The organism is Mesorhizobium sp. B2-4-2 (assembly GCF_006442845.1).
Lineage (GTDB): Bacteria > Pseudomonadota > Alphaproteobacteria > Rhizobiales > Rhizobiaceae > Mesorhizobium.
Map to the genome: position 1 here is coordinate 105,213 of NZ_VFVM01000010.1, position 23,222 is coordinate 128,434.

Consider the following 23,222-nt stretch of genomic DNA (forward strand, 5'->3'; position numbering starts at 1 on the left):
AGATCGCAACTTCGGGGAATCGCCGGGTGATCATGCCGGTCCCGAGCTCGCCGGCCCGCGGCCAGGCTGCCAAACCCCTCCCAGGCTTATTTCCCGGCGCCCGGCTGCTTGTTGAAGATCGTGAGCAGGTCCATCGGCAGCGGAAACACCACCGTCGACGAGCGCTCGCCGGCGATGTCGTGCAGCGCCTCGAAATAGCGCAGTTGCATGGCCTGTGGCTCCTGCGCCAGCATCTTGCCGGCCTCGACCAGCTTTGCCGCCGCCTGCTGCTCGCCATCGGCGTTGATCACCTTCGCGCGCCGCAGCCTTTCAGCCTCGGCCTGCTTGGCGATGGCGCGGACCATGTTCTCGTTGAGGTCGACATGCTTGATCTCGACATTGGACACCTTGATGCCCCATGCATCGGTCCGCTGGTCCAGGATCTCCTGGATGTCGCTGTTCAACTTGTCGCGCTCGGCCAGCATCTCGTCGAGTTCGTGCTTGCCGAGAACCGAGCGCAACGTGGTCTGCGCGAGCTGGTTTGTCGCGGCCATGAAGTCCTCGACCTGGATGACGGCCCGCTCGGCGTCGACGATCCGGAAATACAGCACCGCGTTCACCTTCACCGAGACATTGTCGCGCGAGATCACGTCCTGCGGCGGCACGTCCTGGACCACCACGCGCAGGTCGACCCGCACCATCTGCTGGACGAAGGGGACGAGGAGGATGAGGCCGGGGCCCTTCACCCCGGTGAAGCGGCCGAGCGTGAAGACCACGCCGCGCTCATATTCCCGCAGGATGCGAATGGCGGCGGACAGGAAGATCAGCACGATGAGGGCGAGCACCAGGTAGGCGACGTAACCGATGATCATTGCCTTGCTCCATTGTTCCTGCGCCGGACCGTCAGCACGAGATCCCTGACATCGGCCACCTCGACGCTGTCGCCGGGGGCGAGCGGTTCATCGGCTTTCGCCCGCCAGCGCTCGCCCTGCGCGAGCACATGGCCCTCGCTGCCCGACCAGTCGAGGATCCTGGCCGGCAGCCCGTGCATGGCCTGCGCGCCGACACGCGGCAGGCTCCTGCGCGCCCTCCACAGATAGCTGCCGGCCAGCAGCGCCAGGCCAAGCGTCAGCGCCGCGGCGGTGCCGATGAGCGCCCACGACATCTCGAAGCCGGGGCCCTCGACCTTGAGCAGCATGGCGGCGCCGAGCAGGAAGGCGGCCACGCCTCCGAGCCCGAGCACCACGGTCGGGTTGAAGGCCTCGATGACGAGGAAGGCGATGCCAAGCAGCATCAGGGCGAGGCCGGTATAGCTGATCGGCAGCAAATTGAGGGCATAGAGCCCGAGCAGCAGGCAGATGGTCCCGATCACGCCGGGCGCCACTGCGCCTGGGCTGGTGAACTCGAAGACGAGGCCGTAGACGCCGGCCAGCATCAGGACGACGGCGATGTTGGGATCGGTGATGACGGCGAGAAGCCGGATCAGCCAGCCGGGATCGAGCGTCTCGACCGCCACGCCCTTGGTCGCCAGCACCTGTTGCTTGCCGGCCACCTCGACCGTGCGGCCGTCGGCAAGCTGGAGCATCTCGGCGGTGTCGCGGGCGACGAGGTCGACTACATGTGCCTGAAGTGCCGCATTGGCGGAAAGGCTGGCTGCCTCGCGCACCGCCTTTTCGCCCCAGTCGGCATTGCGGCCGCGCAGTTCGGCGAGCGAACGGATCAAGGCGACCGCGTCGTTCGTCACCTTTGTCATCATCGGGTCGCCGGCCGGAGGCCCGGTGGCATTCTTCTGGTCGCCCTTGTCCTTTTGGTCGCCACCGGGAAGGGGCGGCAACCCGCCAAGCTCGACCGGCGTGGCGGCGCCCAGATTGGTGCCGGGCGCCATCGCCGCGACATGGGTGGCATAAAGGATATAGGTCCCGGCACTTGCCGCGTGCGCGCCGGCGGGCGCGACATAGCCGATGACGGGAACCGGCGAGGCAAGGATATCGGCGATCATTTCGCGCATCGAGGTGACCAGCCCGCCCGGCGTGTCGATCTCGAGGACAACCGCTTCGGCGTGCCGCTCGGCGGCTTTGGCCAGCGCTTCGTTGAGCTGCCTGGCGCTCGCCGGGCCGATGGCGCCGTCGATCACGACGCGCAACGCGACCTTCTCCGTAGCCTCCGCGGTCACGGAAGAGTGACTGGCGGCCGCGGCGGCCATGAAGGCCGCTGCCAGAACCGCCATCCGCGCGAGGGTCACGCTCAAAACTCCCTGGATTACGCAGGATATGCTGTGCAGGATATGGCGTTGGGTCCGTCGAAATCCATGGCCTGGCCTCAGATTGCAAGCCGGCGACCCTGCCCTTCGCAGCCGGCGGCAAACGCAATGGGCAGACGTTCAAAGCCGGAAGGGGCCCCGCTCGCGCGCCGGCCCCGTCCTTGGTCAGCGGTCACGCATGTGCGTGCGGGTGACGGACGTCCCAGACGGCCCAACCCGATACGGCAACCACCAGCACGCCGAGAATGACGTGGGTGGCCATCGCATTCGTGTTCGCCATGAATTTGAGCAGCCAGGGCGACACGATCAGCCAGAGCCCGAGAACGACACCTACCCATTCCTCCCACTCGGCGAAGGCGGCAAGCGCCGCCACGGCCACCGCGCCCAGCACGACGCCGACGATCCAGGCGTTCCATGCGGGAGCGGTTTCAGCAGCGAAGCCGATTATCCAGGGTGAGATGAACAGGCAGACGGCAAGGACCAGATTGAGCCAGTCCTGGCCTTTCTTTCCTTCCATGAGTGTATTTGCCATGACAACCTCCATAGATGAAGCTTGGCCAAAGCGTTGTATTCGCGTGCAAACGCACGCTTAATGGTTGATGTAACTATGCCTCACATGGCCTTCAAGGCCCGCCTCGCGGACGGGTCGCCTTGGCATCGATCGAGCTCCTCCACCCAATTGGGATCAAGCCGGGACGGGCCACATCAAGGCAAAACCACCCGCCTCTTGTCGGCGCATTCTAGAAGGTGATCTTCACCGAGGCAGCACTGCGGTTGGCCGCCCCGTGATGCACCGCTTCGATGTTGTTGCCGTCCGGGTCGAGAAGGAAAGCGGCGTAGTAGCCGGGGTGGTACCGGCGTTCACCCGGCCCGCCATTGTCCCTGCCGCCGCCGTCCAGCCCGGCCTTATAGAACGCATCGACCATGGCGCGGTCTTTCGCCTGGAATGCCAGGTGATGGCGACCGGTCAACTCTCCCCGAGCCGCGCGGCTATCGGCGGTTGAAATGAAAAGCTCGTCGGCCCAGAAATAATCGGCGGCGCTGCCGCCGATCGGAATATCGAGCACTCGAAATACTGCTTCGTAAAAGCGGCGGCTGGCGGCGATGTCCCTGACCACCAGTTGGATATGATCGATGAGCCGGCCGCGATGCAGTTCTTCCATGCAAGCTCTCCTCTCGCCAAGGGCTCGAATCTAACTAGCTTCGCGTGATCCGCCGTCAATGCCGCGCCGAACGTCAGGACTTTCGCGCGGCATGCCGCGCCAGTGCGTGCTCGATCAGCACGTCGATGACCTGGCTGTAGCCGATGCCGATCGCCGCCAGCGCCTTGGCATACATCGAGATGTCGGTGAAGCCGGGCAGCGTGTTGACCTCGTTGACCAGCAGCGAGCCGTCAGCCCGCAGGAAGAAGTCGACGCGGGCCATCGCCTCGCAGCCGAGCGCCTGGAAAGCCCGCGCGGCCATCTCCCTTGCCTTGTCGGCGACGGCGGCCGGGACATCGGCGGGCACGTTCACCACGGCGCCATTGGCGTCGAGATATTTGGCTTCATAAGTGTAGAAGCCGTGCTTGCCGGCCGGAATGATCTCGCCGGGCAGCGATACGGTCAGCGCTCCGTCGGCTCGCTCCAGCACCGAGCATTCGATCTCGCGGCCGTCGACGAACTCCTCGATCAGGACCTTGCCGTCGTAGCGGAAAGCCGTCTCGACGGCCCGTTCGAAGCCGTCCCGGTCGTTCACCTTGCTGACGCCGAAGGACGAGCCCTGGCGCGCCGGCTTGGCGAAGAAAGGCAGGCCGAGCGCGCCGGCGATCTCCTGGAACGGCCCGACATCGTTTCGATGCACGGTGACGGAACGGGCAACCGGCAGCCCGGCCTCGCGCAGCAGCCGCTTGGCGACATCCTTGTCCATGGCGGCGGCCGAGGCGAGAATGCCGCAGCCGACATAGGCGACGTCGGCGACCTCGGCATAGCCCTGCACCGAGCCGTCCTCGCCGAAAGGACCGTGCAGCACGGGAAAGACGACGTCGACCGGCGGCAGGTCGGGCTGTGCTCCGCCGCCCCGTGCGGCCACCAGCCTGCCTCTACCACCGGGCAACAATGCGACCTCCACGCCGTCCTCAGACACCGGTGCCCCGGCTCTGTCGTCGCCAGCCTCGGAGGATGGTTGCAGCAGCCATCTTCCGTCCCTGGAAATGGCGATCGGGACCACCTCGTAAAGCGTCCGGTCGATGGCCTTCAGCACATTGGCGGCCGAAAGGCGCGATACGTCATGCTCGGCCGAACGTCCGCCATAGAGGACGGCGACCCTAATCTTGTTCTTCATTGAAAAGCCTTGTCCTTCATCGAAATCCCACAAGATCAAATGCTGACGGCAATGCCGCGATTGGCAAAGAAGCGATCGAAATCGGCGGCCGCCAACACTGCGTTCGCCTGTGTGGCGCCGGTATGGCCGGACGGATTGTGAAAGCGAAAACCTTCATCCGATGCCGACATGACCAGCACCAGATGGCCGCCCTTGGACGGCGGCTCGCGCTCGGGCCAGCGGATCGAACTGCTGACCGAGGCGATGAAGAAGCGCGACTGCCCGAGGATCGCCGGAATATCCGATGTAGCGACACTGGTCATCACCTTCGCTTCCAGGCCGAATTCCGCCTTCACGAAGCTGACAAAGGGGGCGTAGATCAGGCCCTTGATCGATCGTTCGGTGACGACATAACCGCCATATCCGGTGCAGCGCCTGGCCAGTTCGATGGTCGGCACGATCTGGCCGCGCGCCGCCAGGATCATCTTGAGGCACGCCATGCCGCGGACATTGGCTGCCCACAGCGCGTATTCGTCGAGTGTGCGCGCGCCCGAGTTCTCCCACAGCGGATCGCGCCGCAGCGCCACCTCGGCGCCATCGGCAAGGACGGCCAAAGTCATATCGGGCGTCTCCCACTGGCTGAAAAACGGCACGGTTCCAGGCGGTGGGCTCATCAATTCCTCAAACAGATCATTTCAATTTCGTATACAGGGATACGAGAGCGGAGAACAGTGCTTCAAACCTCATTCGCCTGATCAGGCGATGGCCCGCGCTCGGGTTTTGCCCGCCGGGCGAAGCTTGCCAATGCCCGCCGATCGGCGCACTCTCAGCCCTACGAAGCCGGTCGCCGGGTGTCGGTTCCTCTCCTCGCCCGTCGTGTTAGGATTGCGCAATGACCCGCGACCAGATGCTCGCCCACCTGCGTGCTGCCGACGCCGTCGCTCGCGAGGCGGCCGTGCACGGCCATCATCCGTTCGGCTGTGTGCTGGTCGGGCCGGACGATCGCGTGCTTATGCGCCAGGGAAACCTCGACACGGTGCGCCATGCCGAGACGGAACTCGCCCGGCGCGCCGCGGCTGCCTACGAGCCGGATTTCCTCTGGTCCTGCACACTGGTCTCGACCGGTGAACCCTGCGCGATGTGCACCGGAACGCTCTACTGGGCCAATATCGGCCGGCTGGTCTACGGCTTCGAGGAGACGAAGCTCCTGGCACTCACCGGCGACCACGCCGAGAATCCGACGATGAGCCTGCCCTCGCGCACAGTCCTCGCCTCGGGCCAGAAGAAGATCGAGGTCTTTGGCCCTTTCCCCGAGATCGAGGACGAGCTGATCGCGCCGCACCGCGATTTCTGGACGCGCTGACGCGCCGGCCGAAGCGCGCGCGAAGCGCCAGATGGCCACCGGAACGGAATTCAAACGATCTCTTGGAACGTGTTTGCCAACAGCGCCGTCAATGCGCTGGTGGCCAGGGCGATTGCCTGAACCGGTCTTGCCTACCGCCCATAGGTGTACGTCACGCTGGCCTCGCCGAGCGCCTGGCTCTTCGCGGCCACTGCCACCATTTCCGGAGAGGGATTTTCCGGCGCGCGCAGCTTCGGCGCGCCGAGCGCATAGAGCGTGAAGACATAGTGATGCGTGCCGCTGCCGGGCGGCGGGCATGGCCCGAAATAGCCTGCGCGGCCGATGCCGCCCTTGCCGAACACCGTACCCTTGGGCAAGCCCTTGCCGCGCTTCGAGCCCGCCCCTTCGGCCAGGCCCTTCGCGCTTGCCGGGATGTTCCAGGCCAGCCAGTGCCAGAAACCCTTGCCGCCGCCGGCGTCGGGGTCGAACATGGTGAGCGCGTAGCTCTTGGTGCCGACCGGCGGGTCCTTCCATCTCAAGGCGATCGATACGCTTTGCCCGCTGCAGCCGCCGGCCTTGTCGCCGAGATATTTTTCGGCCCATTTGCCGTTGGAAACCGACGGGCTTGAAATCTCGAAAGCCGCCGCCTGATTGGCGAGGCCGAACAGCACCAGCACGGCGAAACCGAGGCGCAAGCTCATGGCTTCCTCCACTTCCAGCCAAGATGCCGACAAGTTTAGCCGAAAAGCGGCCCGAAATTAGGCAATTTGGCGCGAAACTGCTGGTGGGGGCTGCTGGAACCGTCGATCCTCCCGACATGGGCTGCCGACGGCGCTATTCCGCCGCGCTGCATTCTTCGGTCGGCTCAGCCGCAGGCGGACCGATCGCCGAGATCCAGAGCCGGTCGATGTCGGCTAGCTGCGCGCGGTCGATTTCGTCGAGATGGTTCCAGTACATGCCATCCTCGTAGAAATAGCCGAGCTCGCGCTCGATTTGCTCGGCCGCTTCGACCCTATGCTGATGGATGCCCGCACGCGCATCCATCTTCATGCCGGCGAGGCGCTCGGGGGACAGTAACCGCAATTCCTCGAAGGACAGCCTTGGGAAGACCAGGCGGCTTTGCGGCAGGTCCGACAGGTTGATGCAGAGCGTGCCGCGTCGCAGCGCATGAATGAGCAGGCGGGCGGATTTGGCCTCGAGGCTCTGCAGCGTGACATCGTCGCGCAGCGGGTCGGCGCGGCCGATGCCGTAGAAATGGGTGTCGCCGGCCGTGTCGTAGATCATGTCGCAGCCGAGGAAGGCGAGCACGTCCGGCCTCTGGCTGTGGACGGCCCAATAGGCCGCTGTCAGCGACATGGTGGCGCCGGCATAGACGAAGCCGCCGAAAGTATTCTGGGCCGGCACGTAATGCGCGGCGCTGAAGATCTCGGCCTGCCGCAGCGGTTCCAGAGGCGGCATCCGGTTGGACGGGAAATCGCCGGCATGCACCAGCACGTCCCAGTCGGGGCGCACGCGCCAGGCATTGTTGATGGCGACGATGCTGGCGAAGGTCTCCTTCGGCCAGGCGGCGCAGCGCACGACGTCGGGCGCGCTGCCGAGAAGCAGCGTCACTCTGGGCGTTGCGGAGACCATGACATCCTCATTCGACCGGCAAAGGCACGCCCGCATTTACCGCACGCCTTGCCAGGCGCACAAGGGCTGCCGACAAGCCGGCCTGACGCCCCGGGGCCAGGAATCCGGTCGGTTGCTAGTTCCTCAGCAGCTTGGCCAATCTGGGAATTCCCTCGGTCACAGCGCGGCGGTCGGCCAAGGTGAAGGACAGCCGCAGCGTGTTGCGCCCGGTGCCATCGGCGAAGAAGGCGCTGCCGGGCACGAAGGCGACACGCGCTTCCTTCACCGAGCACGCCAGGAGAGGTTCGTGGTTCAAAGCTGGGCTTCGATGGCGGCCTTGTCGATGATGGACCACACGAGCCGGATCTTCGCGCCGCGAAATTCATAGAAGACGTTCTCGGCGAAGGACACTTTCCGGCCGTCTACGGCAAGCCCGAGGAAATTTCCCCTGGGCGTGCAGTCGAACATCAGGCGGCTCGCGACATGAGGCGGATCGCAGACCAGCAGCCGGATATCGAAACGAAGATCCGGAATGTCGTCGAAATCCTTCTCCAGCATCGCACGGTAGCCGGAGAGACCGATCCGCCTGCCATTGTGGGACACGTCATCGTCGAGGAACTGCCCGAGGTTCGGCCAGTCCTGCCGGTTCAGGCAGGCAATGTAGTCGCGGTAGATACCGGAAAGGTCGGTCATGGCGCATGAACCCGCATTCGTGGACACAAGGCTATTTTGCACCAGCAACAAGTCAGGGCAACCCGGGTTTGTTCGCCGCTGGGGCGATGCGCCGTCGTTTGGCCGGCGCCTTAAGCCTTGAGCAGCGCCGGCAGCCGCGGAATGCCCTCGCTCACCGCGCGCCGGTCAGCGAGCGTGAAGGACAGCCGCAGCGTGTTGCGCCCGGTGCCATCGGCGAAGAAGGCGCTGCCGGGCACGAAGGCGACACGCGCCTCCTTCACCGAGCGCGCCAGGAGCGTGGTGGCGTCAGCGCCTTCCGGCAGCGTCACCCAGACGAACATGCCGCCTTCCGGGCGGCTCCAGGTCACGCCTTCCGGCATGTTGGCCGCGAGCGCGCCGAGCAGGCCGTCGCGGCGTTCGCGATAGGCGCCGATCAGCTTTTCGACCTGGGCCTCGAACACCGCTTCGGCCGCCCGGTGCATCACCATCTGGTTGATCGACGGGCTGTGCAGGTCGGAAGCCTGCTTCATCAGCACCAGCTTCTCCACCACGTGACGCGGCGCGCAGACCCAGCCGACGCGCATGCCCGGCGACAGGATCTTCGAGAACGAGCCGCAATAGAGCGTGCGCGCCTTGTCGATGCCGCCGGATCGGGCGCAGTCCAGCGCCAGGATCGGCGGCACGCTTTCGCCATCATAGCGCAGCGCCCGGTAAGCGGCGTCCTCGACGATTGCGATGTCGAGCTCGCCGGCAAGGTCGAGCACCGCCTCGCGCTGCTGCCTGTCCAGCGTGTTGCCGGTCGGGTTGGCGAAATCCGGCACCAGATAGGCGAACTTGACCCGGCCGCCATTCGCCGCCGCCGCCGCGCGATAGGCATCCGGCGTCATGTTACCGCCTTCCGGCCGCAGCCGGTCGTAGCGCGGTTCATAGGCGTTGAAGGCTTGCAGCGCGCCGAGATAGGTCGGCCACGTCACCAGTGCGGTGTCGCCGGGCGACAGCAGCAGCTTGCCGATATAATCGAGCGCCTGCTGCGAGCCCGAAGTGATGAAGATGTTGGCTTCCTCGCAGGCGACGCCGAGCTTGCCCATCTGCCCGGCGATCCATCGCCGCAGCGGCAGATAGCCCTCGCTCACCTGGTACTGAAGCGCGGCCCCCGCCTCGCCGCCGCCGAGCACGTCGGCATAGGCGTCGCGGATCGCCTCGGCCGGAAACAGCGCCGGATCGGGAATGCCGCCTGCGAAGGAGATGATGTCCGGCTGGTCGAGCAGCTTCAGCAGCTCGCGGATTTCCGAGGCCTTCATGCGCGACGAGCGCGACGCCAACAGGTTCATAAGGGTCAAGCATGCCTCCCCGGACGCATCGAATATAGGTCAACTTAGCTGACCTATATCTGGTCTCGCCGCAAATTGAATAGGGCCTGCTAGCCTTCCCGCATGCGCCAGCCGCCCGCCTTAGCGGAAAGCGACGGCCCCGCCTGCGCTACAAGGTCTTCTTGTAGCCGAGATGGGTGCCGGTGAAGCCGAGGCTTTCATAGAAGCGGTGCGCGTCCGCTCTGGTCTTGTCGGTGGTGAGCTGGACGAGGCCGCAACCGCGCGCCCGGCATTGATCAACAGCCCATTCGATCATCAGCCTGCCTATGCCTTCGGAACGGCGGTGCCCGGCGACCCGCACCGCCTCGATCTGACCGCGCCAGGCGCCCTTCCGCGACAGCCCGGCAAGGAAGCTGATCTGCAAGGTGCCGACCACGTCGGCGCCATCGACCGCCACCGCCAACAACTGGTTGGGGTCGGCATCGATGGCGTTGAAGGCATCGACATAGCCCTGCGCCAGCGGCAGCGAGGCATCCTCTCTGGCCGCGCCAAGTGGATCGTCCGCCAGCATGGCCACGAGGGCAGGCAGGTCGGAGGCCAGGGCCTTGCGGAAGGTGATCATGAGCACGACTTACGGCGACGCGCCGGCGCCGGCAAGGCCGTTGGTTTGGAAGCCCCACCCTATCTTCGTCATCCTAGGGCGAAGCAGGAGCGAAGCTCCGTCGCGGAGACCCTGGGATCCATGCCGTGACATGGGAGCGCCGCTACCGTGCGGAATTTCGATCACCGAGCCCCGCGACATGCCCCGAGTCAAACCCGAGGACGAAGTGGCCAATGGCTACCATCCTGTTCCACGAAACAGCTCGAACCATTCAGGATTGGCCTTTTCGATCAGTTCGACCTTCCATTGCCGCCGCCAGCGCTTGAGCGATTTCTCGCGCTGGATGGCGTCCGTGATATCGAAATACTCCTCGTACCAGACCAGTCGCTGCACGCCATATTGGCTGGTGAGCGCGAACCCTGGCCCGACTTGTGTTCTGGCATACGACGACCGAGATCGTTTGTGACGCCGATGTAAATGGTGCCGGCCTTCTGGCTGGCGGTCATGTAGACATAGCCGGTCATGTGTCGGGGCTATCGGGCCATGCGTTGGGAGAACATCCTGATTCGCTGCATTCTTCGGCAGGTGTCACGGCATGGATCCTAGGGTCTGCGCCGCGTCGCTTCGCTCCTTGCTCCGCCCTAGGATGACGAACCGAGGGAACTTCTTCAACCCCATCCCCATCCTGGTCTTGCCGCACGGCGCCAGCGCCTCCCTCCAACACATTTGCAGCACCCGCCGGCAGCATATAGGAAAAGCCACAAGATGGCATTGGCGTCGGCGCCGGTCCTGGTTTCGCGGAGAGCGGTGTTGAGAGCGTGTGTTCGTCTGTGCCTGTCGCTGGTCGCGGTGCTCGCCTTGCCGCTTGTCGCCCATGCCCAATGGAAGCCGGTCGAGACGATCGAGCCCTACGCCATCTCGGGCCGGACCGGACAGGAGCTCTACCGGTCGATCGGCGAGAACGGACCGCTGATCCGCGGCGCCAAAACGCGCACCATCGCCTACACCAATTTCAAGCTGACCTGGACCAGGGACTACCAGAACAAGGGCCGCGATTGCGTGCTGGCATCGGCCAGGCCGAAGCTGATCATCACCTATGCCTTGCCAAAGCCGTCAGGCTCCCTGCCGCCGGCCGTGCAGAAGAGCTGGGACAGCTTCATCGCCGGCGTCACCGCCCATGAGAAGGTGCATGGCGCCGATATCATCGCCATGGTGCGCAAGATCGAGGCGGCGACCGTCGGCCTCAGCGTTGCCGACGATCCCAAATGCGCCAAGATCCGGACCGAGATGACCAGGCGCCTCTCCGAATTGTCGCGGGCGCAGCGGCAGGCAAGCCGCGATTTCGACCGCGTCGAATTCGGCAATGGCGGCAATTTGCAAAAACTGGTTTTTGGCCTCGTGACCGGTCCCTGAGAGGAAGGCGCCACCCTCACCGCGTCTGCGCGCTCGCCGCGAGCTCCGCCCGCTTCTCGTCCGACACCACGGCCAGATCCAGCACCTTCTGCAGTTCGGCGGCGTGGCGGAAGGACGGTTCGGCCTGCACGCCGGTCCGCACCGCGTCGGCGAAACGCCGGTAGTTGGTCGCCACCGTGCCGGCGTCGAGCTCTTCCCATATCCCGTCGTCGACATTTTCGCCGAGGCAGGCCTTGAGCGACGAGCCGTCGAGATTGTGCACCACTTCGAGACCGCCTCTGTCGCCATAGATGCGCAGGCGCAATTCGTTGAGATGGCCGGTCGCCCAGCGACTGGCATGCACCACGCCGAAGGCGCCGTTGGAGAAATCCACCGTCATGGCGAAACTGTCATTGGCGTCGAGCCCGTAGTCGCCGATGCGGTTGCCCGGCGCCTTATCGAAGGAACGCAGCCGGCAGAACACATGACCGATGCCGAGGGCCGCGCCATAGCTGGCGAAATCGAGGATGTGGATGCCGACATCGCCAAGCACGCCGTTGGAGCCGTGGCCGCGCGACAGCCGCCAGAGCCATTTCGGGTCGCTGCGCCAGTCGCCCCAGAATTTCGACACCAGCCAGCTCTGCAGATAGGACGCCTCGACATGCCGGACCGTGCCGATCTCACCGGCCTGCACCATCCGGCGGGCCTTCTGCAACGCCGCCACATTGCGGTAGGTGAGGTTCACCATGTTGACGATGCCGGCTTTCTCGGCGGCCTCGGCCATCTCGATCGCCTTGCCGAAATTCTCGGCCAGCGGTTTCTCGCACAGCACCGGTTTGCCGGCGGCGATCAGCTGCATGGTGGTCGGGTGGTGGATGCGGTCCGGCGTAACATTGGCCACGGCGTCGAAAGCGCCCCATTTGAGCGCCTCGTCCAGCGCGGTGAAGCGGTTGGGGATGTTGAAGCCGTCGGCGAATTCGCCGACGCGCGCCGGATCGAGGTCGACGGCCCCGACAATGTCGACGCCATCGATGGCGCTGAATTGCCGTGCATGTTCCTGCGCCATCCAGCCGGTGCCAAGTATCAGAAGCCGCATTTTTCCTCCTTGGTGCGAGATGTCGTCGCGCCAGGCGGGATGCCGGACCCCTCCGCGGCGCGCGTCGGACAGGCCTCCCCTCCCGGACCCGCCTCAAATAGCGCGAATGATCCCGCCGTCGACGCGGATGTTCTGGCCGGTGATGTAGCCGGCGCCTTCCGAAGCCAGGAAGGCGATGGTCGCGGCGATCTCTTCCGACGTGCCGTAGCGCTGCATGGGCACGGAGTCGCGGCGTTCTTCCGTCGCCGGCAGGCTGTCGATCCAGCCGGGCAGCACATTGTTCATGCGCACATTGTCCGCTGCATAGGTGTTGGCGAAGATCTTGGTGTAGGCGGCGAGGCCGGCGCGGAACACCGCTGAAGTCGGGAACATCGGGCTCGGCTCCACCACCCAGGCGGTCGAGATGTTGATGATGGCGCCGGCCTTCTGCTTGACCATCTGCGGCGCCACGATGCGCACCGGCCGGATGACGTTGAGCAGGTAGACGTCCATGCCGGCGTGCCACTGTTCGTCCGTGATCTCCAGGATCGGCGCGCGCGGCCCGTGGCCGCCGCTGTTGACCAGAACGTCGATGCGGCCATAGTGCTCCAGCGTCAGGTCCGCGAGGCGCCGCAGATCCTCGTTCGACTGGTTGGAACCGGTGACACCGATGCCGCCCAGTTCCTTGGCCAGCGCCTCGCCCTTGCCGGACGAAGACAGGATGGCGACCTTGAACCCGTCCGCCGCCAGCCGCTTGGCCGCTGCCGCCCCCATGCCGCTGCCGCCCGCCACGATGACAGCCACTTTTTCTGAACTCATTGGGTTTTCCTCTCAAGGGGGTTGGCGGGAGTTGCGGTTCAGCGGTCATATAGCCGGTTTCGTCGGCCGCTTCGAACCAGAAAGGCTGAACCGACCTGCAGAAAAATGCGACGCGCCAACCGCCCTAGCCTTCGACCGTCTCCAGCACGCTGAGCAGCGTGCCTTCCATGTCGGGCTCGTCGCCGGAGCAGACGCACAGCATTTCGGCGTCGCCCTCGCCCACCGAGAGGTAGGCGTGGCCCATGGTGGAATCGATATAGACGCTCTCGCCCTGTTTCAGCCGCACCGGCGCGTACTGGTCGGTGTGCAGTTCGATCTCGCCCTTGAGCACGATCAAAAATTCCTCGCCGGCATGTTTCGTCAGCGGGCCGAACTCCTCGGGCGTCCGGGCGCGCGCAAAGGCGTGGATCGGCACCATGCGCTTGCGCACCAGGTCGGTGGCCAGGTACCGGTAGTCGTAATTACGGGTCAGCTGGCGCAGTGTGTTGGACGGTGAGGTAACGGAGCGGCGGGTGCGCGCCGCCGGCTGCTTGCGGTCACCGCTGAGCAGTTCCGTTACATGGATGCCGAGCCCTTCGCAGATCTGCAGCAGCTTGTCGTAGCTCAGCGACATCTGGTCGTTCTCGACCTTGGACAGCGTCGACACCGCGACCCCGGTGAGCCTGCTCACCTCCTGGAGGGTCCAGCCATGCGTCTTCCTCAAGCCGCGCAGGCAATCACGCAGCTTCGGTTGCTCCGACATATCAGCTCCATGCCGCGGGATCGCGCCGCTCCACCCCTAGGTAATTGAACTTCCCGCCGTCATCAACAACGCCGATAATTTTCTTATACGCTAAACATTGACTGGATAAGAAATTATTTTTACGACTGGATGATGCAGTCGAAGTCCCTCACGAAAATCGTCGTCATCGGCGGCGGCATTGCCGGCCTCTCGCTTGCCGCCGAGGTGGCGGACTGGGCCGACGTCACCCTCATCGAGCGCGAGAGCCAGCCGGGCTATCATGCCAGCGGCCGCTCGGCGGCCCTGTTCACCGAGACTTATGGCAACCGGCTGGTGCGAGCACTGACGCTGGCGAGCCGCCGGGCGATCTTCGACGGCGGCTTCGTCGCGCATCAACGTGGCGCGCTGCATGTCGGCCGCGCCGGTGACGGCGCGGCCGTCGACCGGCTGGCCGGCGAATTGCAGGCCATGGTGCCGAGCGTGCGCCGCCTCTCCGCCGCTGAGCTGCATGCGCTGGTTCCCGTCATCGATCCGCAAGCCACATGCGGCGGTGTCCATGAACCGGGTGCGGTGGACGTCGATACCGGCAAGATGCTTGCGGCCTGCGCTTCGGCACTGAAGGCCGGGGGCGGCATCATGCGCACGGGCGAAGAGGTGCGCGAGATCGCGCCCGCCGGCAATGGCCTGCGCGTCGCCACCAGTGCCGGCGCCTATCCCGCCGACATCGTCGTCAACGCCGCCGGCGCCTGGGTCGATGTCGTGGCCGGCCTGGCGGGGCTCACCGGCCTCGGCTTCCAGCCCAAGCGGCGCACCGCCTTCCTGTTCGACCCGCCCGCGGGCGCCGACATTGCCGGCTGGCCGCTGGTGGTCGATCTGCACGAACAATTCTACTTCAAGCCAGACGCCGGCAGGCTGATCGGCTCGCTGGCCGACGAAACCGATTCCGAGCCTTGCGACGCCTGGCCGGAAGACATCGACGTCGCCATTGCCGTCGACCGGATCGAGCAGGCAACGTCCATGCGCATAGGCCGCCCGTCGACGCCCTGGGCCGGCCTGCGCACCTTCGCGCCCGACCGCACGCCGGTCGCCGGCTTCGACCCGCGCCTGCCCGGCTTCTTCTGGCTCGGCGGCCAGGGCGGCTACGGTTTCCAGGTGTCGCTGACATTGGCGCGGCTCGGCTCGGCGCTGATGCGCGGCCAACCCTTGCCCGACGATGTCACCGCGCTTGGCGTCACCGCCGCGGGGCTGGCGCCCGACCGCTTCCTGGCCCCGGCGGCGACGCCATGAATTTCATGCCCTTCCCTCAACCAGAAAAAGCGTCATCAGGAGCGTTTGCGATGAAATCCACCGTTCTGCGCACAGTGCTTGGCTCGACCCTTCTGGCCTCGTCCGTCCTTCTCGGCGGGCAGGCTCATGCCAAGACGCTCGTCTATTGCTCGGAGGCCAATCCCGAGACCTTCAACCCGGCGATCGGCATCGCCGACTCCACCATGGATGCCGCCGCCAAGACGATCTTCAACCGGCTGGTGGAGTTCAAGCCGGGCACGACCGAAGTCGGACCGGCGCTGGCCGAGAGCTGGGATGTCTCGCCGGACGGCAAGACCTACACATTCCACCTGCGCCAAGGCGTGAAATTCCAGTCGAACGAGCATTTCACGCCGACGCGCGAGTTCAACGCGGACGACGTCCTTTACACGTTCAACCGCCAGCGCGACGCCAACAATCCCTACCACAAGCTCGGCGGCGGCTCTTACGAATACTTCAACGCGCTGGGCATGGGCACGCTGATCAGCAAAATAGACAAGGTCGACGATTACACCGTGCGCTTCACGCTGACGGCCCCCAACGTCACCTTCCTGGCCGGGCTGGCGCTCGACTACCTCTCGATCTTGTCGCTGGAGCAGACCGAAAAGATGGTGGCCGCCGGCACGCCGGAGCTGATCGACAGCCAGCCGGTCGGGACCGGCCCGTTCATGCTCGAGGCCTATGTGCCCGACAGCCAGGTGCGCTACGCCGCCAACAAGGATTACTGGCGCGGCGCGCCGAAGATCGACACGCTGGTCTTCGCCGTCACGCCCGAGCCGACCACCCGCGTCGAGCGCCTCAAGGCCAATGAATGCCAGGTGGCGGCCCCGCCTCCGCCCAGTGCCGTCGCCGAATTGCGCGCCGATCCAGACATCACGGTCCTCGACCTCAAGGGCCAGAATATCGGCATCCTCGGCTTCAACGTCGAACATCAGCCGCTGGGCGATGTCCGCGTGCGCACCGCGCTTGCCAAGGCCGTCGACCGCAAGGCAATCGTCGATGCCGTCTATGCCGGCGCCGGCACGGTTGCCGGCAGCGTCGTGCCGCCGGCGCAGCTCGGCGCCGTCACCGATGCCGGCATCGACTACGATCCCGACGGCGCGAAGAAACTGCTGAAGGAAGCAGGCCACGAAAGCGGCCTCAAGATCAGCCTATGGGCGATGCCGGTGTCGCGCCCCTACAACCCCAACGCCAAGCGCATGGCCGAGATGATCCAGGCCGACTGGGCGAAGGTCGGCGTGCAGTCCGAGATCGTCAGCTTCGAATGGGGCGAATATCTCAAGCGCACCGCCGCGGGCGAGCAGGACGCTTTCCTGCTCGGCGGCAGCAGCGACAATGGCGATCCCGACAACATGCTGAGCTATCTCCTGTCCTGCGACGGCGTGAAGGGTGGCTCGAACCGGTCGCGCTGGTGCGACAAGGATTTCGAGAAGCTGCTGGATGAAGGCCGCGTCGCCGCCGACCCGAAAGAACGCGCCGCGATCTACGGCAGGGCGCAGGCAATCCTGAAGGCCGAGGTGCCGGTGGCGCCGATCGCCCATTCGCTGGTGGCGATCCCGATCCGCAAGAGCGTGCTCAACTACATCCTCGACCCCTTCGGCCGGCAGAATTTCGCGGCGGTCGATGTGGCTGAGTGAGGGCAGGCGCTCCCTGTCCTTCCCCCCTTGTGGGGGAAGGTGGATCGGCGCGCAGCGCCGAGACGGTTGAGGGGTGTTCCAGCGGAATGAGACGTTGGTGTTCCCTGGAGCACCCCTCATCCGACCTCGCTTCGCGAGGCCACCTTCTCCCACAGGGGAGAAGGAAAAAAGAAAGCGATATCAATGCCGAAAGACCTGACCTCCCTCCTCAACAGCTACCTCGCCGACGGCGCGGTGGGTGCCTCGCTGGCCTATTCGACAGGCGCCGCGCCAATCGCCCTCACCGCGGGCCTAGCCGATCGCGCACATGGCACATCAGTCACACCGGACCAGTTGTTCAAGATCGGCAGCTGCACCAAGACCTTCGTCGCCGCCGCCCTGGTCAAGCTCGCCGAGACCGGCAAGCTCGAGCTCGGCGCGCCGATCTCCTCCTGGTTCCCGGATCTGCCGGGCGCAGGGAATATTTCGGTGCGCCAGCTGATCAACCATCGCAGCGGCCTGCCGGAATTCGAATATTACATACCGATGGATCCGGGCCGGCAATGGACGCCGCAGCAGCTGGTCGACATCGCCTTCGCCTCCGACAAACAGAAGGCACCGGGCGGACCCGCTGTCTACAACAACACCGGCTATGTGTTGGCCGGCATGGTGATCGAGGCCGTCACCGGCCAGTCGCTCGGCGCCTACGTCAGAAGCGCGGTCCTGCGGCCGCTCGCCCTGGAAAACACCTGGTCGCCAGCCACCGAAGCATTCCCGGAAAGGTCCATGGTGCGCGGCTACTACCACCGGCCGCCGCTGGCGCCGGGCGCACCGACAGACATCGCTTCCGGCGGCGAGATGTGGCGCATGGACGGCGTGCTGCCCTACTCCGACGAATTGCAGGATTCTTCCGATTCCTTCCCATTCGGCGCCGCCTATGGCTGCGGCGACATGGTGTCGACGCCGTCCGACATGGTGAGCTTCATGCGCAGCCTGTTCTCCGGCAAGCTCTTGTCGCCGCCTTTCTTCGCCGAGATGTTCGAACGCCGCGTGCCGGCGAGCTTCCCGGGCACCCGCATGCGCGAGACCGGCGCCGGCATGTTCCAGAGCGCCTATGCCGACCGCGCCTTCTACGGCCATCAGGGCAGCATTCCGGGCTATGTCGCGGTCATGCTGCATGATCCGGCGACCGGTCTTACCATCGCCATGACCAGCAATGTCGGCTCCGGCAACCGCCTGTCCTTCCAGGCCAGCGGCCTGCATCCCGTGGTGGATCAGGCGATCCGGATCATTCTGGAGCAGCCAAGCCGGGCAGCATCTGGCTGAGCACGCGATCTCGCAGAAGAACGTGGTGGAAGACGGCCGCCGCGGCGTGCAGGCCGGCCAGCCACATGAGGATGTCGCCAAGCGTGCCGTGGATTTCCGCCAGCGAAGCGCCGACGTCCCATGGGGCGAAAAGCGGACCGATCGGACCGAAGCCGTACACCGTGACCGGATGGCCGCCAAACCATGCGCCGAGCATGGCGGTCACCGGCACAGCGAACATCAATGCGTAGAGCGCCCAATGTACCGCCTTCGACCCGACATACATCCAGGCGGGCATGGACGGAGCATCGGGAATGCGATCGAACAGCCGCCAGGCCAGGCGGATCACCAGCAGCCAGAAAACCGCGAAGCCGAGCGATTCATGAAGCAGCAGCATCGAGGCCCTGGGCGCTGAATAAACGCGCGTAGGAGGGCCGCCTGCCGAGACCAGGAAGGCGATGAGCACGAGCAGTGCCGTCAACCAGTGGAATGCCTGGGCAAGGCTTCCGTAGCGAGTTGTGGTACCGGACAGTGACATGCAGGAACTCCGCGGCAGTTGCACAAGGCTCCCCGCGCCAAGCCGAATTTGCCTTTATTTAGCTGCGCCTCGAGTGAGAACGATTTATGGCGGAGCAGGTCGGGTCGGCTTGTCGCACCGGCTGCACAGCCAAGGCGCTTGAGACCCTTCAGGTTTTCGACCAAAATACCGCCGCCGCCCCCGCGACGATCTCCGCATTGTCCAGCGCCACCTTTCCATCGGGAAGCGTCCTGCCGTCTTCCAGTCCGACCCGCGTCGACCAGCGCCTTCGATGCGCGAGCTCCACGAACGGCCAGACCGTGGCATCGGCGCCGTGCAGCAGGATCGGCCGCCGCACCCCGGCGCGGTCCAGCGCGGCGGCGATGCCGTGCGCCTCGGCGAGTGCGGCGGGCAATTCCTGTATGTCGATCTCGATCAGGATGCGCAGCACCCGGCCGTGATCGGCAAGACTGACGAACCGCTGGGCATCTTCCGTTGTGGCAAGGCCGGCCTCGATGCCGACGCCGCGCTGGCGCAAAAGCTCCATCACGCCGGGCGCGTCGGCCTCCGAAAGATTGACCGAGGCATAGTCGGGCAGTTCGCGCCAGCCGGCGATCGCCGCGCGGGTGCGCTCGACGTCATTCTCGATCCAGGCGCCTGTCGACACGCCGATCAGCGTGCCGGGACAGGCCCGGCGCACCGCCAGCACGGTCGCGTCCACGGCGGCCAGGCTCTCGCGCCCGTCCGCGCCGCGCGGATGGATGTGCAGCTCGGCCGCGCCCGTGGCGACGCAGGCGGCCGCATCGCTCGCCATCGCCTGCGCCGTCAGCGGCAATTTCGGATGAAAATCGCGCGGTCGTGCGCCATTGATGCAGGCCTGGACGATCATGGCTGCCATCCTCGGACAAGGGAGCCAGCACTCTAGCTGCGTGGCAAGGCATGGCAAAGAGTTGGGCGTTGTCTCTCCTGACAGCGCCAGCCTCGCCCTTCTTGCCGGAATCCCCCGGCATTTGAATAAAATCCGCCTGTGGATATTTACCCTGTGTTCCGCCAGACCGGCCAAGATATATTAGGGCGAGGTAATGGAGGGATCATTGACCAGCGATTTTTCAGCCGCCCGGGTGCATCTCGAACGCGCCTATCACTATTTGCGCGGCGATGACGAGACAAGCCGCTCGGCATGCGAAGCCCTCGACCTGCTGATCGAAGCGGTCGCGGAGGCGCAGCACAGGCGATCGGAGGCAGAGGTGTTGGAGTTTCCGCGATCGGCACGGTTCGCCGACCGCCAGTGATCGTTCCGCCACGCCCGGCCGACCGCCCGGAGCCGTTCCAGGGGCCGTGCTTAACAGCTCTTCGGGATTGCCTAATACAGCTCTTCGGGATTGCCTAATGGAGTGTTGGAGTGGCTCGGCGATTCTGGCGGGCGGCTTGCCCGCTTCAGGCGCGCCGCCTGTCGGGCGTTCCGGCCGTCGCGCGCGAAACGATCGCCTCCAGCGGCTCGGGACGATGCAGAAAGAAGCCCTGACCGTAGGCGACCCCCATGTCCTGGAGCATGGCCAGCGTATCGTGCCGTTCGATCTTTTCGCCCACCACGGCGAAGTCGAGGCTCCTCGCAATGCCGGTCATCGCCAGCACGATCTCGCGATCGAAGCGGCTGTCGGTGATATGTTCGATGAACGAGCCGTCGATCTTGATCGCATCGACGGGAAAGCGCCTGAGATACTCGAACGAGCTCATGCCGGCGCCGAAATCGTCGAGGCTGACCCGGCAGCGTCGCTCACGCGCCTTGCGCACGAAGTCCTCCGCGGCATCGAAATTGGTGACGGCCGCGGTTTCGGTGATCTCGAATCCGATGCCGGAATGCGGCGCACCGGTTTCCTCGATGGTGTTGTCGACGAAATCCCACAGCCCCGGATCGCTCAATGTCTGAGCCGACAGGTTGAAGCCCAGCGTCAGCGCCCCGGCACGCAGCGCCGGTCCGTGCCGCAAAAGCGCCGTGCGAATGATCCAGCGGTCGAGTTTCGAGGCGATGCCGAAACGCTCGGCCACCGGGATGAATTCGCTCGGCGGCACCAGCCGCCCGTTGCGCGCGGCGAGCCTCGCCAGCACTTCGACGTGCCGGCACTCTTGCCATGGCTTTCCCAGGAGATGGATTTCCTGGCCGAACAGTTTCAGCCGCCCGTCGTCCATGGCATCGACGGTGTCGGCTGCGATGCGCGCCGCATTGAGGCCGGCGGCCCCAGATCGCGCCGCGGCCGAAAACACCGCGAAGCGGTTGCGCCCCGCCGCCTTGGCCGCGTAGCAGGCGTCGTCGGCGCAAGCCAGCGCATCGGCCACGGTGGTCGCGGCGTCATCGATGAAGGCGATGCCGATCGAGGCCGCCAGTCGGCGCGATGACGCGGCCGGGCCGAGATCGGCCTCGCGCACCGCCCCAAGCACGGCGCCGGCGATCCGCTCGGCCTGCACCGCGTCGCAATGCGGCACCAGCAGCGCGAACTCGTCGCCGCCCAGGCGCGCCGCATGCGCCGACGGCGGCAGGCAGCCGCGCATGCCCCCCGCGACGCTCTTCAGCGCCAGGTCGCCGGCGGCATGCCCGGCGAAGTCGTTGAGCGCCTTGAAATAATCGAGATCGACATAGAACACCGCCAGCGGCGCTCCCGCCGCGATATGCTCGCCAAGCAGCCTGTCGAAGGCGGCGCGGTTCCACAGGCCGGTCAGCGCGTCGTGGCGGGCGGCATGGGCCAGTTCCTGTTCGCGCAGCTTGTCTTCGGTGATGTCGCGCACCGTGCCGAGGATCTGGCCGGCGGCACCGGCGGCGGCGACGAAACGCACCAGCGATTCGACATGACGGATATCGCCGTCGCGCCTGATGATGCGATATTGCGCGGCAATGACGCCGTCGGTTTCCAGCGGCGCCCTGTGGGCGCGTTCGGCCGCCTGCTTGTCGTCGGGATGCAGGTAGCTGTGCCATAGGTCGGCCGTCACCTCGTCGGTAACGGCGACAAGGCCGAAAATTTCCCTGGTGCGGGAATCCCAATAGCTTTTGTTGCTGGCGATGTCGTAGTGCCAGATGCCGGTGCCGCTGGCCGCGAGCGCCAGGCGGAAGCGGATGTTGACCCGTTCCAGCGCGGCCTCTGCCGCCTTCTGTTTCGAAATATCGGTCTGCACGCCCATCAGCCGGATCGGTTGGCCATCGCCGTCGCGCTCGACGATGCCGCCGCGGTCGAGCACCCAGACCCAGTGGCCTTGCTTGTGCCGGAGCCTGAGCTCGGTCTCGATGGTGTCGGTCAGGCCGGCGATGTGACGGTCGCCGCTGGCCAGCGCCTGCTCGCGATCGTCGGGATGGGTAAGCCGCAGCCAGAGGTCGCTGCTGTTGGCAAGCTCGCTTTCGTCATAGCCCAGCATCCGCGCCCAGGTGGCGGAATAGAAACACTCGCCTGTCCGAAGGTCCCAGTCCCAGACACCAAGTTGGGCGCGCTCCAGGGCCTTCTCCCAGAACGTTCCATTACGGCTTTTCTTGTCCTGACCCGCCATCTTCCGTTTCGTCCAACCCCGCCGGGGGCAATCTGCGGCAAAACCAGAGAAGAAAGCGTTACCACGCCGGTGGCTCCGCCGCGTTCCTCGCTTGCGGTCCCGACTTTCGATTGGCGGGCAAGAAGCGGAGTTTGCCCGCCCGCCGATCCTCCTAGTGTTTGCGCGGGGTCGCCGCCCGCCCTGGCGATCTCGTGCAAACACAAGAGGAGTTTTCCCATGACCAAACAGGAAGACAACAAGGCCGTCGTCGTTAGATGGTTCACTGATTTCTGGGGTGAAACCTGCGATCTTTCCGTCGTCGACGCCATCGCCGCGCCCGACATGCTGCTCAAATATTCGCTGCATGAACCGCGCCGCGGCCGCGAGGACATCAAGGCCTTCATGACCGATTTCCGCGCTGCCTTCCCGGACCTCAACTTCTGGGCCACCGCCGACCTCATCGCCGAAGGCGACTATGTCGTCGGCCAGTGGGAAGGCGGCGGCACCCATGCCGGTCCGGCCTTCAGCGATTTTCTCGTCGGTTCGCTGCCCGCCGCCACCGGCCGCACCATGCGCTTCACCGGCACCACGGTGCTGAAGGTGATCGACGGCAGGATCGTCGAGGAGATCGGCCTCGACGACGGCGTCGCGGCGTTGACCCAGCTCGGCCTGATCAAGGCGGCTTGAATGAGAGGGACCATCGCCGTCCAGGCAGTGGTCCCTCTCGATTGCACGTGCGTGACGAAAGGCCTCTTGGCAGCAACCCAACACAGGGCCAGCACCGCCATCGACCTCAGCCCGTATTTGAATACAATACTACACTATTGAGTATTATATTGGAAACCAGACACCATTACGGGTGCAACAAGATATTAATACGTTG

At 65.3% G+C, this 23,222-nt stretch carries 24 protein-coding genes and 2 pseudogenes; 7 read left to right on the forward strand and 19 right to left on the reverse strand.

Going from position 1 to position 23,222, the window contains the following annotated elements; all coding sequences use genetic code 11:
* Window positions 1-86 precede the first annotated feature (86 nt).
* The 6 genes from FJ942_RS21785 to FJ942_RS21810 form a co-directional block, all read right to left on the reverse strand.
* A complete protein-coding gene (locus tag FJ942_RS21785; protein ID WP_140623014.1) occupies window positions 87-851 on the reverse strand; it encodes a slipin family protein in 765 nt (254 codons plus the stop codon).
* Complete coding sequence (locus FJ942_RS21790; protein WP_246679879.1) at window positions 848-2,221, reverse strand: nodulation protein NfeD; 1,374 nt, start codon at window positions 2,219-2,221, stop codon at window positions 848-850. The genes FJ942_RS21785 and FJ942_RS21790 overlap by 4 nt, the downstream gene beginning before the upstream one ends.
* 190 nt (window positions 2,222-2,411) lie before the next feature.
* Entirely contained in the window at window positions 2,412-2,771 is a 360-nt protein-coding gene (locus FJ942_RS21795) for an SPW repeat protein (protein ID WP_140500009.1), read from the reverse strand.
* A 208-nt stretch (window positions 2,772-2,979) separates the two neighbouring features.
* Window positions 2,980-3,402: a VOC family protein gene (locus FJ942_RS21800; RefSeq protein WP_140500011.1), complete on the reverse strand. Its 423-nt coding sequence runs from the start codon at window positions 3,400-3,402 to the stop codon at window positions 2,980-2,982.
* 73 nt (window positions 3,403-3,475) lie between these two features.
* Entirely contained in the window at window positions 3,476-4,561 is a 1,086-nt protein-coding gene (locus FJ942_RS21805; protein WP_140898880.1) for a D-alanine--D-alanine ligase family protein, read from the reverse strand.
* Window positions 4,562-4,596: 35 nt separating this feature from the next.
* Window positions 4,597-5,214, reverse strand: a complete 618-nt coding sequence (locus tag FJ942_RS21810; RefSeq protein ID WP_140898882.1) for a hypothetical protein — start codon at window positions 5,212-5,214, stop codon at window positions 4,597-4,599.
* A gap of 218 nt (window positions 5,215-5,432) precedes the next feature.
* Here FJ942_RS21810 and FJ942_RS21815 point away from each other — a divergent pair, with 218 nt between their 5' ends.
* On the forward strand, window positions 5,433-5,903 hold the full coding sequence (locus FJ942_RS21815) for a nucleoside deaminase (RefSeq protein ID WP_140898884.1): 471 nt from the start codon (window positions 5,433-5,435) through the stop codon (window positions 5,901-5,903).
* A gap of 131 nt (window positions 5,904-6,034) precedes the next feature.
* On the opposite strand, the gene FJ942_RS21820 is transcribed toward FJ942_RS21815, so the two are convergent.
* The 7 genes and pseudogenes from FJ942_RS21820 to FJ942_RS21850 all read right to left on the reverse strand — a co-directional run bounded on the left by FJ942_RS21820 (window position 6,035) and on the right by FJ942_RS21850 (window position 10,600).
* Complete coding sequence (locus tag FJ942_RS21820) at window positions 6,035-6,583, reverse strand: YbhB/YbcL family Raf kinase inhibitor-like protein (RefSeq protein ID WP_140898886.1); 549 nt, start codon at window positions 6,581-6,583, stop codon at window positions 6,035-6,037.
* Between the two features lie 133 nt (window positions 6,584-6,716).
* Entirely contained in the window at window positions 6,717-7,514 is a 798-nt protein-coding gene (locus FJ942_RS21825) for a hypothetical protein (protein WP_140898889.1), read from the reverse strand.
* A 115-nt stretch (window positions 7,515-7,629) separates the two neighbouring features.
* A pseudogene (locus FJ942_RS21830) lies at window positions 7,630-7,794 on the reverse strand (PLP-dependent aminotransferase family protein); the annotation flags it as partial.
* Between the two features lie 11 nt (window positions 7,795-7,805).
* Window positions 7,806-8,186 carry an ester cyclase gene (locus tag FJ942_RS21835; RefSeq protein ID WP_140898892.1) on the reverse strand — a complete coding sequence of 127 codons (381 nt, stop codon included), beginning with the start codon at window positions 8,184-8,186 and terminating at the stop codon, window positions 7,806-7,808.
* Between the two features lie 110 nt (window positions 8,187-8,296).
* On the reverse strand, window positions 8,297-9,496 hold the full coding sequence (locus FJ942_RS21840) for a PLP-dependent aminotransferase family protein (protein ID WP_181169999.1): 1,200 nt from the start codon (window positions 9,494-9,496) through the stop codon (window positions 8,297-8,299).
* Window positions 9,497-9,644: 148 nt separating this feature from the next.
* On the reverse strand, window positions 9,645-10,097 hold the full coding sequence (locus FJ942_RS21845; RefSeq protein WP_140500024.1) for a GNAT family N-acetyltransferase: 453 nt from the start codon (window positions 10,095-10,097) through the stop codon (window positions 9,645-9,647).
* Window positions 10,098-10,313: 216 nt separating this feature from the next.
* Window positions 10,314-10,600 (reverse strand): annotated as a pseudogene (locus tag FJ942_RS21850) (GIY-YIG nuclease family protein).
* A 241-nt stretch (window positions 10,601-10,841) separates the two neighbouring features.
* Between FJ942_RS21850 and FJ942_RS21855 the strand changes: the two are divergent.
* A complete protein-coding gene (locus FJ942_RS21855) occupies window positions 10,842-11,489 on the forward strand; it encodes a DUF922 domain-containing protein (RefSeq protein ID WP_140898897.1) in 648 nt (215 codons plus the stop codon).
* 16 nt (window positions 11,490-11,505) lie between these two features.
* Here FJ942_RS21855 and FJ942_RS21860 read toward each other — a convergent pair whose 3' ends face one another.
* From FJ942_RS21860 to FJ942_RS21870, 3 genes are all read right to left on the reverse strand, one after another.
* Window positions 11,506-12,564, reverse strand: coding sequence for a Gfo/Idh/MocA family oxidoreductase (locus tag FJ942_RS21860; protein WP_140685688.1), 1,059 nt, complete (start codon window positions 12,562-12,564; stop codon window positions 11,506-11,508).
* A 93-nt stretch (window positions 12,565-12,657) separates the two neighbouring features.
* Window positions 12,658-13,362 (reverse strand): SDR family oxidoreductase, encoded by a 705-nt coding sequence (locus FJ942_RS21865; RefSeq protein WP_140557856.1) that lies wholly within the window; start codon window positions 13,360-13,362, stop codon window positions 12,658-12,660.
* 124 nt (window positions 13,363-13,486) lie between these two features.
* Entirely contained in the window at window positions 13,487-14,104 is a 618-nt protein-coding gene (locus FJ942_RS21870) for an XRE family transcriptional regulator (protein ID WP_140898900.1), read from the reverse strand.
* A gap of 132 nt (window positions 14,105-14,236) precedes the next feature.
* Between FJ942_RS21870 and FJ942_RS21875 the strand changes: the two genes are divergently transcribed.
* The 3 genes from FJ942_RS21875 (at window position 14,237) to FJ942_RS21890 (ending at window position 18,330) form a co-directional block, all read left to right on the forward strand.
* Window positions 14,237-15,370 carry an FAD-binding oxidoreductase gene (locus FJ942_RS21875; RefSeq protein WP_140898903.1) on the forward strand — a complete coding sequence of 378 codons (1,134 nt, stop codon included), beginning with the start codon at window positions 14,237-14,239 and terminating at the stop codon, window positions 15,368-15,370.
* A gap of 50 nt (window positions 15,371-15,420) precedes the next feature.
* A complete protein-coding gene (locus tag FJ942_RS21880) occupies window positions 15,421-17,025 on the forward strand; it encodes an ABC transporter substrate-binding protein (protein WP_140898905.1) in 1,605 nt (534 codons plus the stop codon).
* Between the two features lie 183 nt (window positions 17,026-17,208).
* Window positions 17,209-18,330: a serine hydrolase domain-containing protein gene (locus tag FJ942_RS21890; protein ID WP_140516020.1), complete on the forward strand. Its 1,122-nt coding sequence runs from the start codon at window positions 17,209-17,211 to the stop codon at window positions 18,328-18,330.
* On the opposite strand, the gene FJ942_RS21895 is transcribed toward FJ942_RS21890, so the two are convergent.
* A complete protein-coding gene (locus FJ942_RS21895) occupies window positions 18,293-18,847 on the reverse strand; it encodes a cytochrome b (protein WP_140500038.1) in 555 nt (184 codons plus the stop codon). The two genes, FJ942_RS21890 and FJ942_RS21895, sit on opposite strands and share 38 nt — an antisense overlap.
* A gap of 148 nt (window positions 18,848-18,995) precedes the next feature.
* The gene (locus FJ942_RS21900) at window positions 18,996-19,715 is read right to left on the reverse strand and encodes a 3-keto-5-aminohexanoate cleavage protein (protein WP_140547201.1); all 720 of its coding nucleotides are present in this window, start codon (window positions 19,713-19,715) and stop codon (window positions 18,996-18,998) included.
* A 205-nt stretch (window positions 19,716-19,920) separates the two neighbouring features.
* On the opposite strand from FJ942_RS21900, the gene FJ942_RS21905 reads away from it, so the two are divergent.
* Window positions 19,921-20,118 (forward strand): hypothetical protein, encoded by a 198-nt coding sequence (locus FJ942_RS21905; protein WP_181165267.1) that lies wholly within the window; start codon window positions 19,921-19,923, stop codon window positions 20,116-20,118.
* Between the two features lie 145 nt (window positions 20,119-20,263).
* Here the strand turns inward: FJ942_RS21905 and FJ942_RS21910 are convergent, their stop codons facing one another.
* Window positions 20,264-22,360, reverse strand: coding sequence for an EAL domain-containing protein (locus FJ942_RS21910; protein ID WP_140568047.1), 2,097 nt, complete (start codon window positions 22,358-22,360; stop codon window positions 20,264-20,266).
* A gap of 216 nt (window positions 22,361-22,576) precedes the next feature.
* Between FJ942_RS21910 and FJ942_RS21915 the strand changes: the two genes are divergently transcribed.
* Window positions 22,577-23,026 (forward strand): ester cyclase, encoded by a 450-nt coding sequence (locus FJ942_RS21915; protein WP_140568049.1) that lies wholly within the window; start codon window positions 22,577-22,579, stop codon window positions 23,024-23,026.
* Window positions 23,027-23,222: the final 196 nt, after the last annotated feature.

Excerpts from the sequence above, each read along its gene's own strand:
- FJ942_RS21785 (WP_140623014.1), bottom strand. The coding sequence starts at position 851 with ATGATCATCGGTTACGTCGCCTACCTGGTGCTCGCCCTCATCGTGCTG.
- FJ942_RS21795 (WP_140500009.1), bottom strand. The coding sequence starts at position 2,771 with ATGGCAAATACACTCATGGAAGGAAAGAAAGGCCAGGACTGGCTCAAT.
- FJ942_RS21800 (WP_140500011.1), bottom strand. The coding sequence starts at position 3,402 with ATGGAAGAACTGCATCGCGGCCGGCTCATCGATCATATCCAACTGGTG.
- FJ942_RS21805 (WP_140898880.1), bottom strand. The coding sequence starts at position 4,561 with ATGAAGAACAAGATTAGGGTCGCCGTCCTCTATGGCGGACGTTCGGCC.
- FJ942_RS21810 (WP_140898882.1), bottom strand. The coding sequence starts at position 5,214 with ATGAGCCCACCGCCTGGAACCGTGCCGTTTTTCAGCCAGTGGGAGACG.
- FJ942_RS21815 (WP_140898884.1), top strand. The coding sequence starts at position 5,433 with ATGACCCGCGACCAGATGCTCGCCCACCTGCGTGCTGCCGACGCCGTC.
- FJ942_RS21820 (WP_140898886.1), bottom strand. The coding sequence starts at position 6,583 with ATGAGCTTGCGCCTCGGTTTCGCCGTGCTGGTGCTGTTCGGCCTCGCC.
- FJ942_RS21825 (WP_140898889.1), bottom strand. The coding sequence starts at position 7,514 with ATGGTCTCCGCAACGCCCAGAGTGACGCTGCTTCTCGGCAGCGCGCCC.
- FJ942_RS21835 (WP_140898892.1), bottom strand. The coding sequence starts at position 8,186 with ATGACCGACCTTTCCGGTATCTACCGCGACTACATTGCCTGCCTGAAC.
- FJ942_RS21840 (WP_181169999.1), bottom strand. The coding sequence starts at position 9,496 with ATGAACCTGTTGGCGTCGCGCTCGTCGCGCATGAAGGCCTCGGAAATC.
- FJ942_RS21845 (WP_140500024.1), bottom strand. The coding sequence starts at position 10,097 with ATGATCACCTTCCGCAAGGCCCTGGCCTCCGACCTGCCTGCCCTCGTG.
- FJ942_RS21855 (WP_140898897.1), top strand. The coding sequence starts at position 10,842 with ATGGCATTGGCGTCGGCGCCGGTCCTGGTTTCGCGGAGAGCGGTGTTG.
- FJ942_RS21860 (WP_140685688.1), bottom strand. The coding sequence starts at position 12,564 with ATGCGGCTTCTGATACTTGGCACCGGCTGGATGGCGCAGGAACATGCA.
- FJ942_RS21865 (WP_140557856.1), bottom strand. The coding sequence starts at position 13,362 with ATGAGTTCAGAAAAAGTGGCTGTCATCGTGGCGGGCGGCAGCGGCATG.
- FJ942_RS21870 (WP_140898900.1), bottom strand. The coding sequence starts at position 14,104 with ATGTCGGAGCAACCGAAGCTGCGTGATTGCCTGCGCGGCTTGAGGAAG.
- FJ942_RS21875 (WP_140898903.1), top strand. The coding sequence starts at position 14,237 with ATGCAGTCGAAGTCCCTCACGAAAATCGTCGTCATCGGCGGCGGCATT.
- FJ942_RS21880 (WP_140898905.1), top strand. The coding sequence starts at position 15,421 with ATGAAATCCACCGTTCTGCGCACAGTGCTTGGCTCGACCCTTCTGGCC.
- FJ942_RS21890 (WP_140516020.1), top strand. The coding sequence starts at position 17,209 with ATGCCGAAAGACCTGACCTCCCTCCTCAACAGCTACCTCGCCGACGGC.
- FJ942_RS21895 (WP_140500038.1), bottom strand. The coding sequence starts at position 18,847 with ATGTCACTGTCCGGTACCACAACTCGCTACGGAAGCCTTGCCCAGGCA.
- FJ942_RS21900 (WP_140547201.1), bottom strand. The coding sequence starts at position 19,715 with ATGATCGTCCAGGCCTGCATCAATGGCGCACGACCGCGCGATTTTCAT.
- FJ942_RS21910 (WP_140568047.1), bottom strand. The coding sequence starts at position 22,360 with ATGGCGGGTCAGGACAAGAAAAGCCGTAATGGAACGTTCTGGGAGAAG.
- FJ942_RS21915 (WP_140568049.1), top strand. The coding sequence starts at position 22,577 with ATGACCAAACAGGAAGACAACAAGGCCGTCGTCGTTAGATGGTTCACT.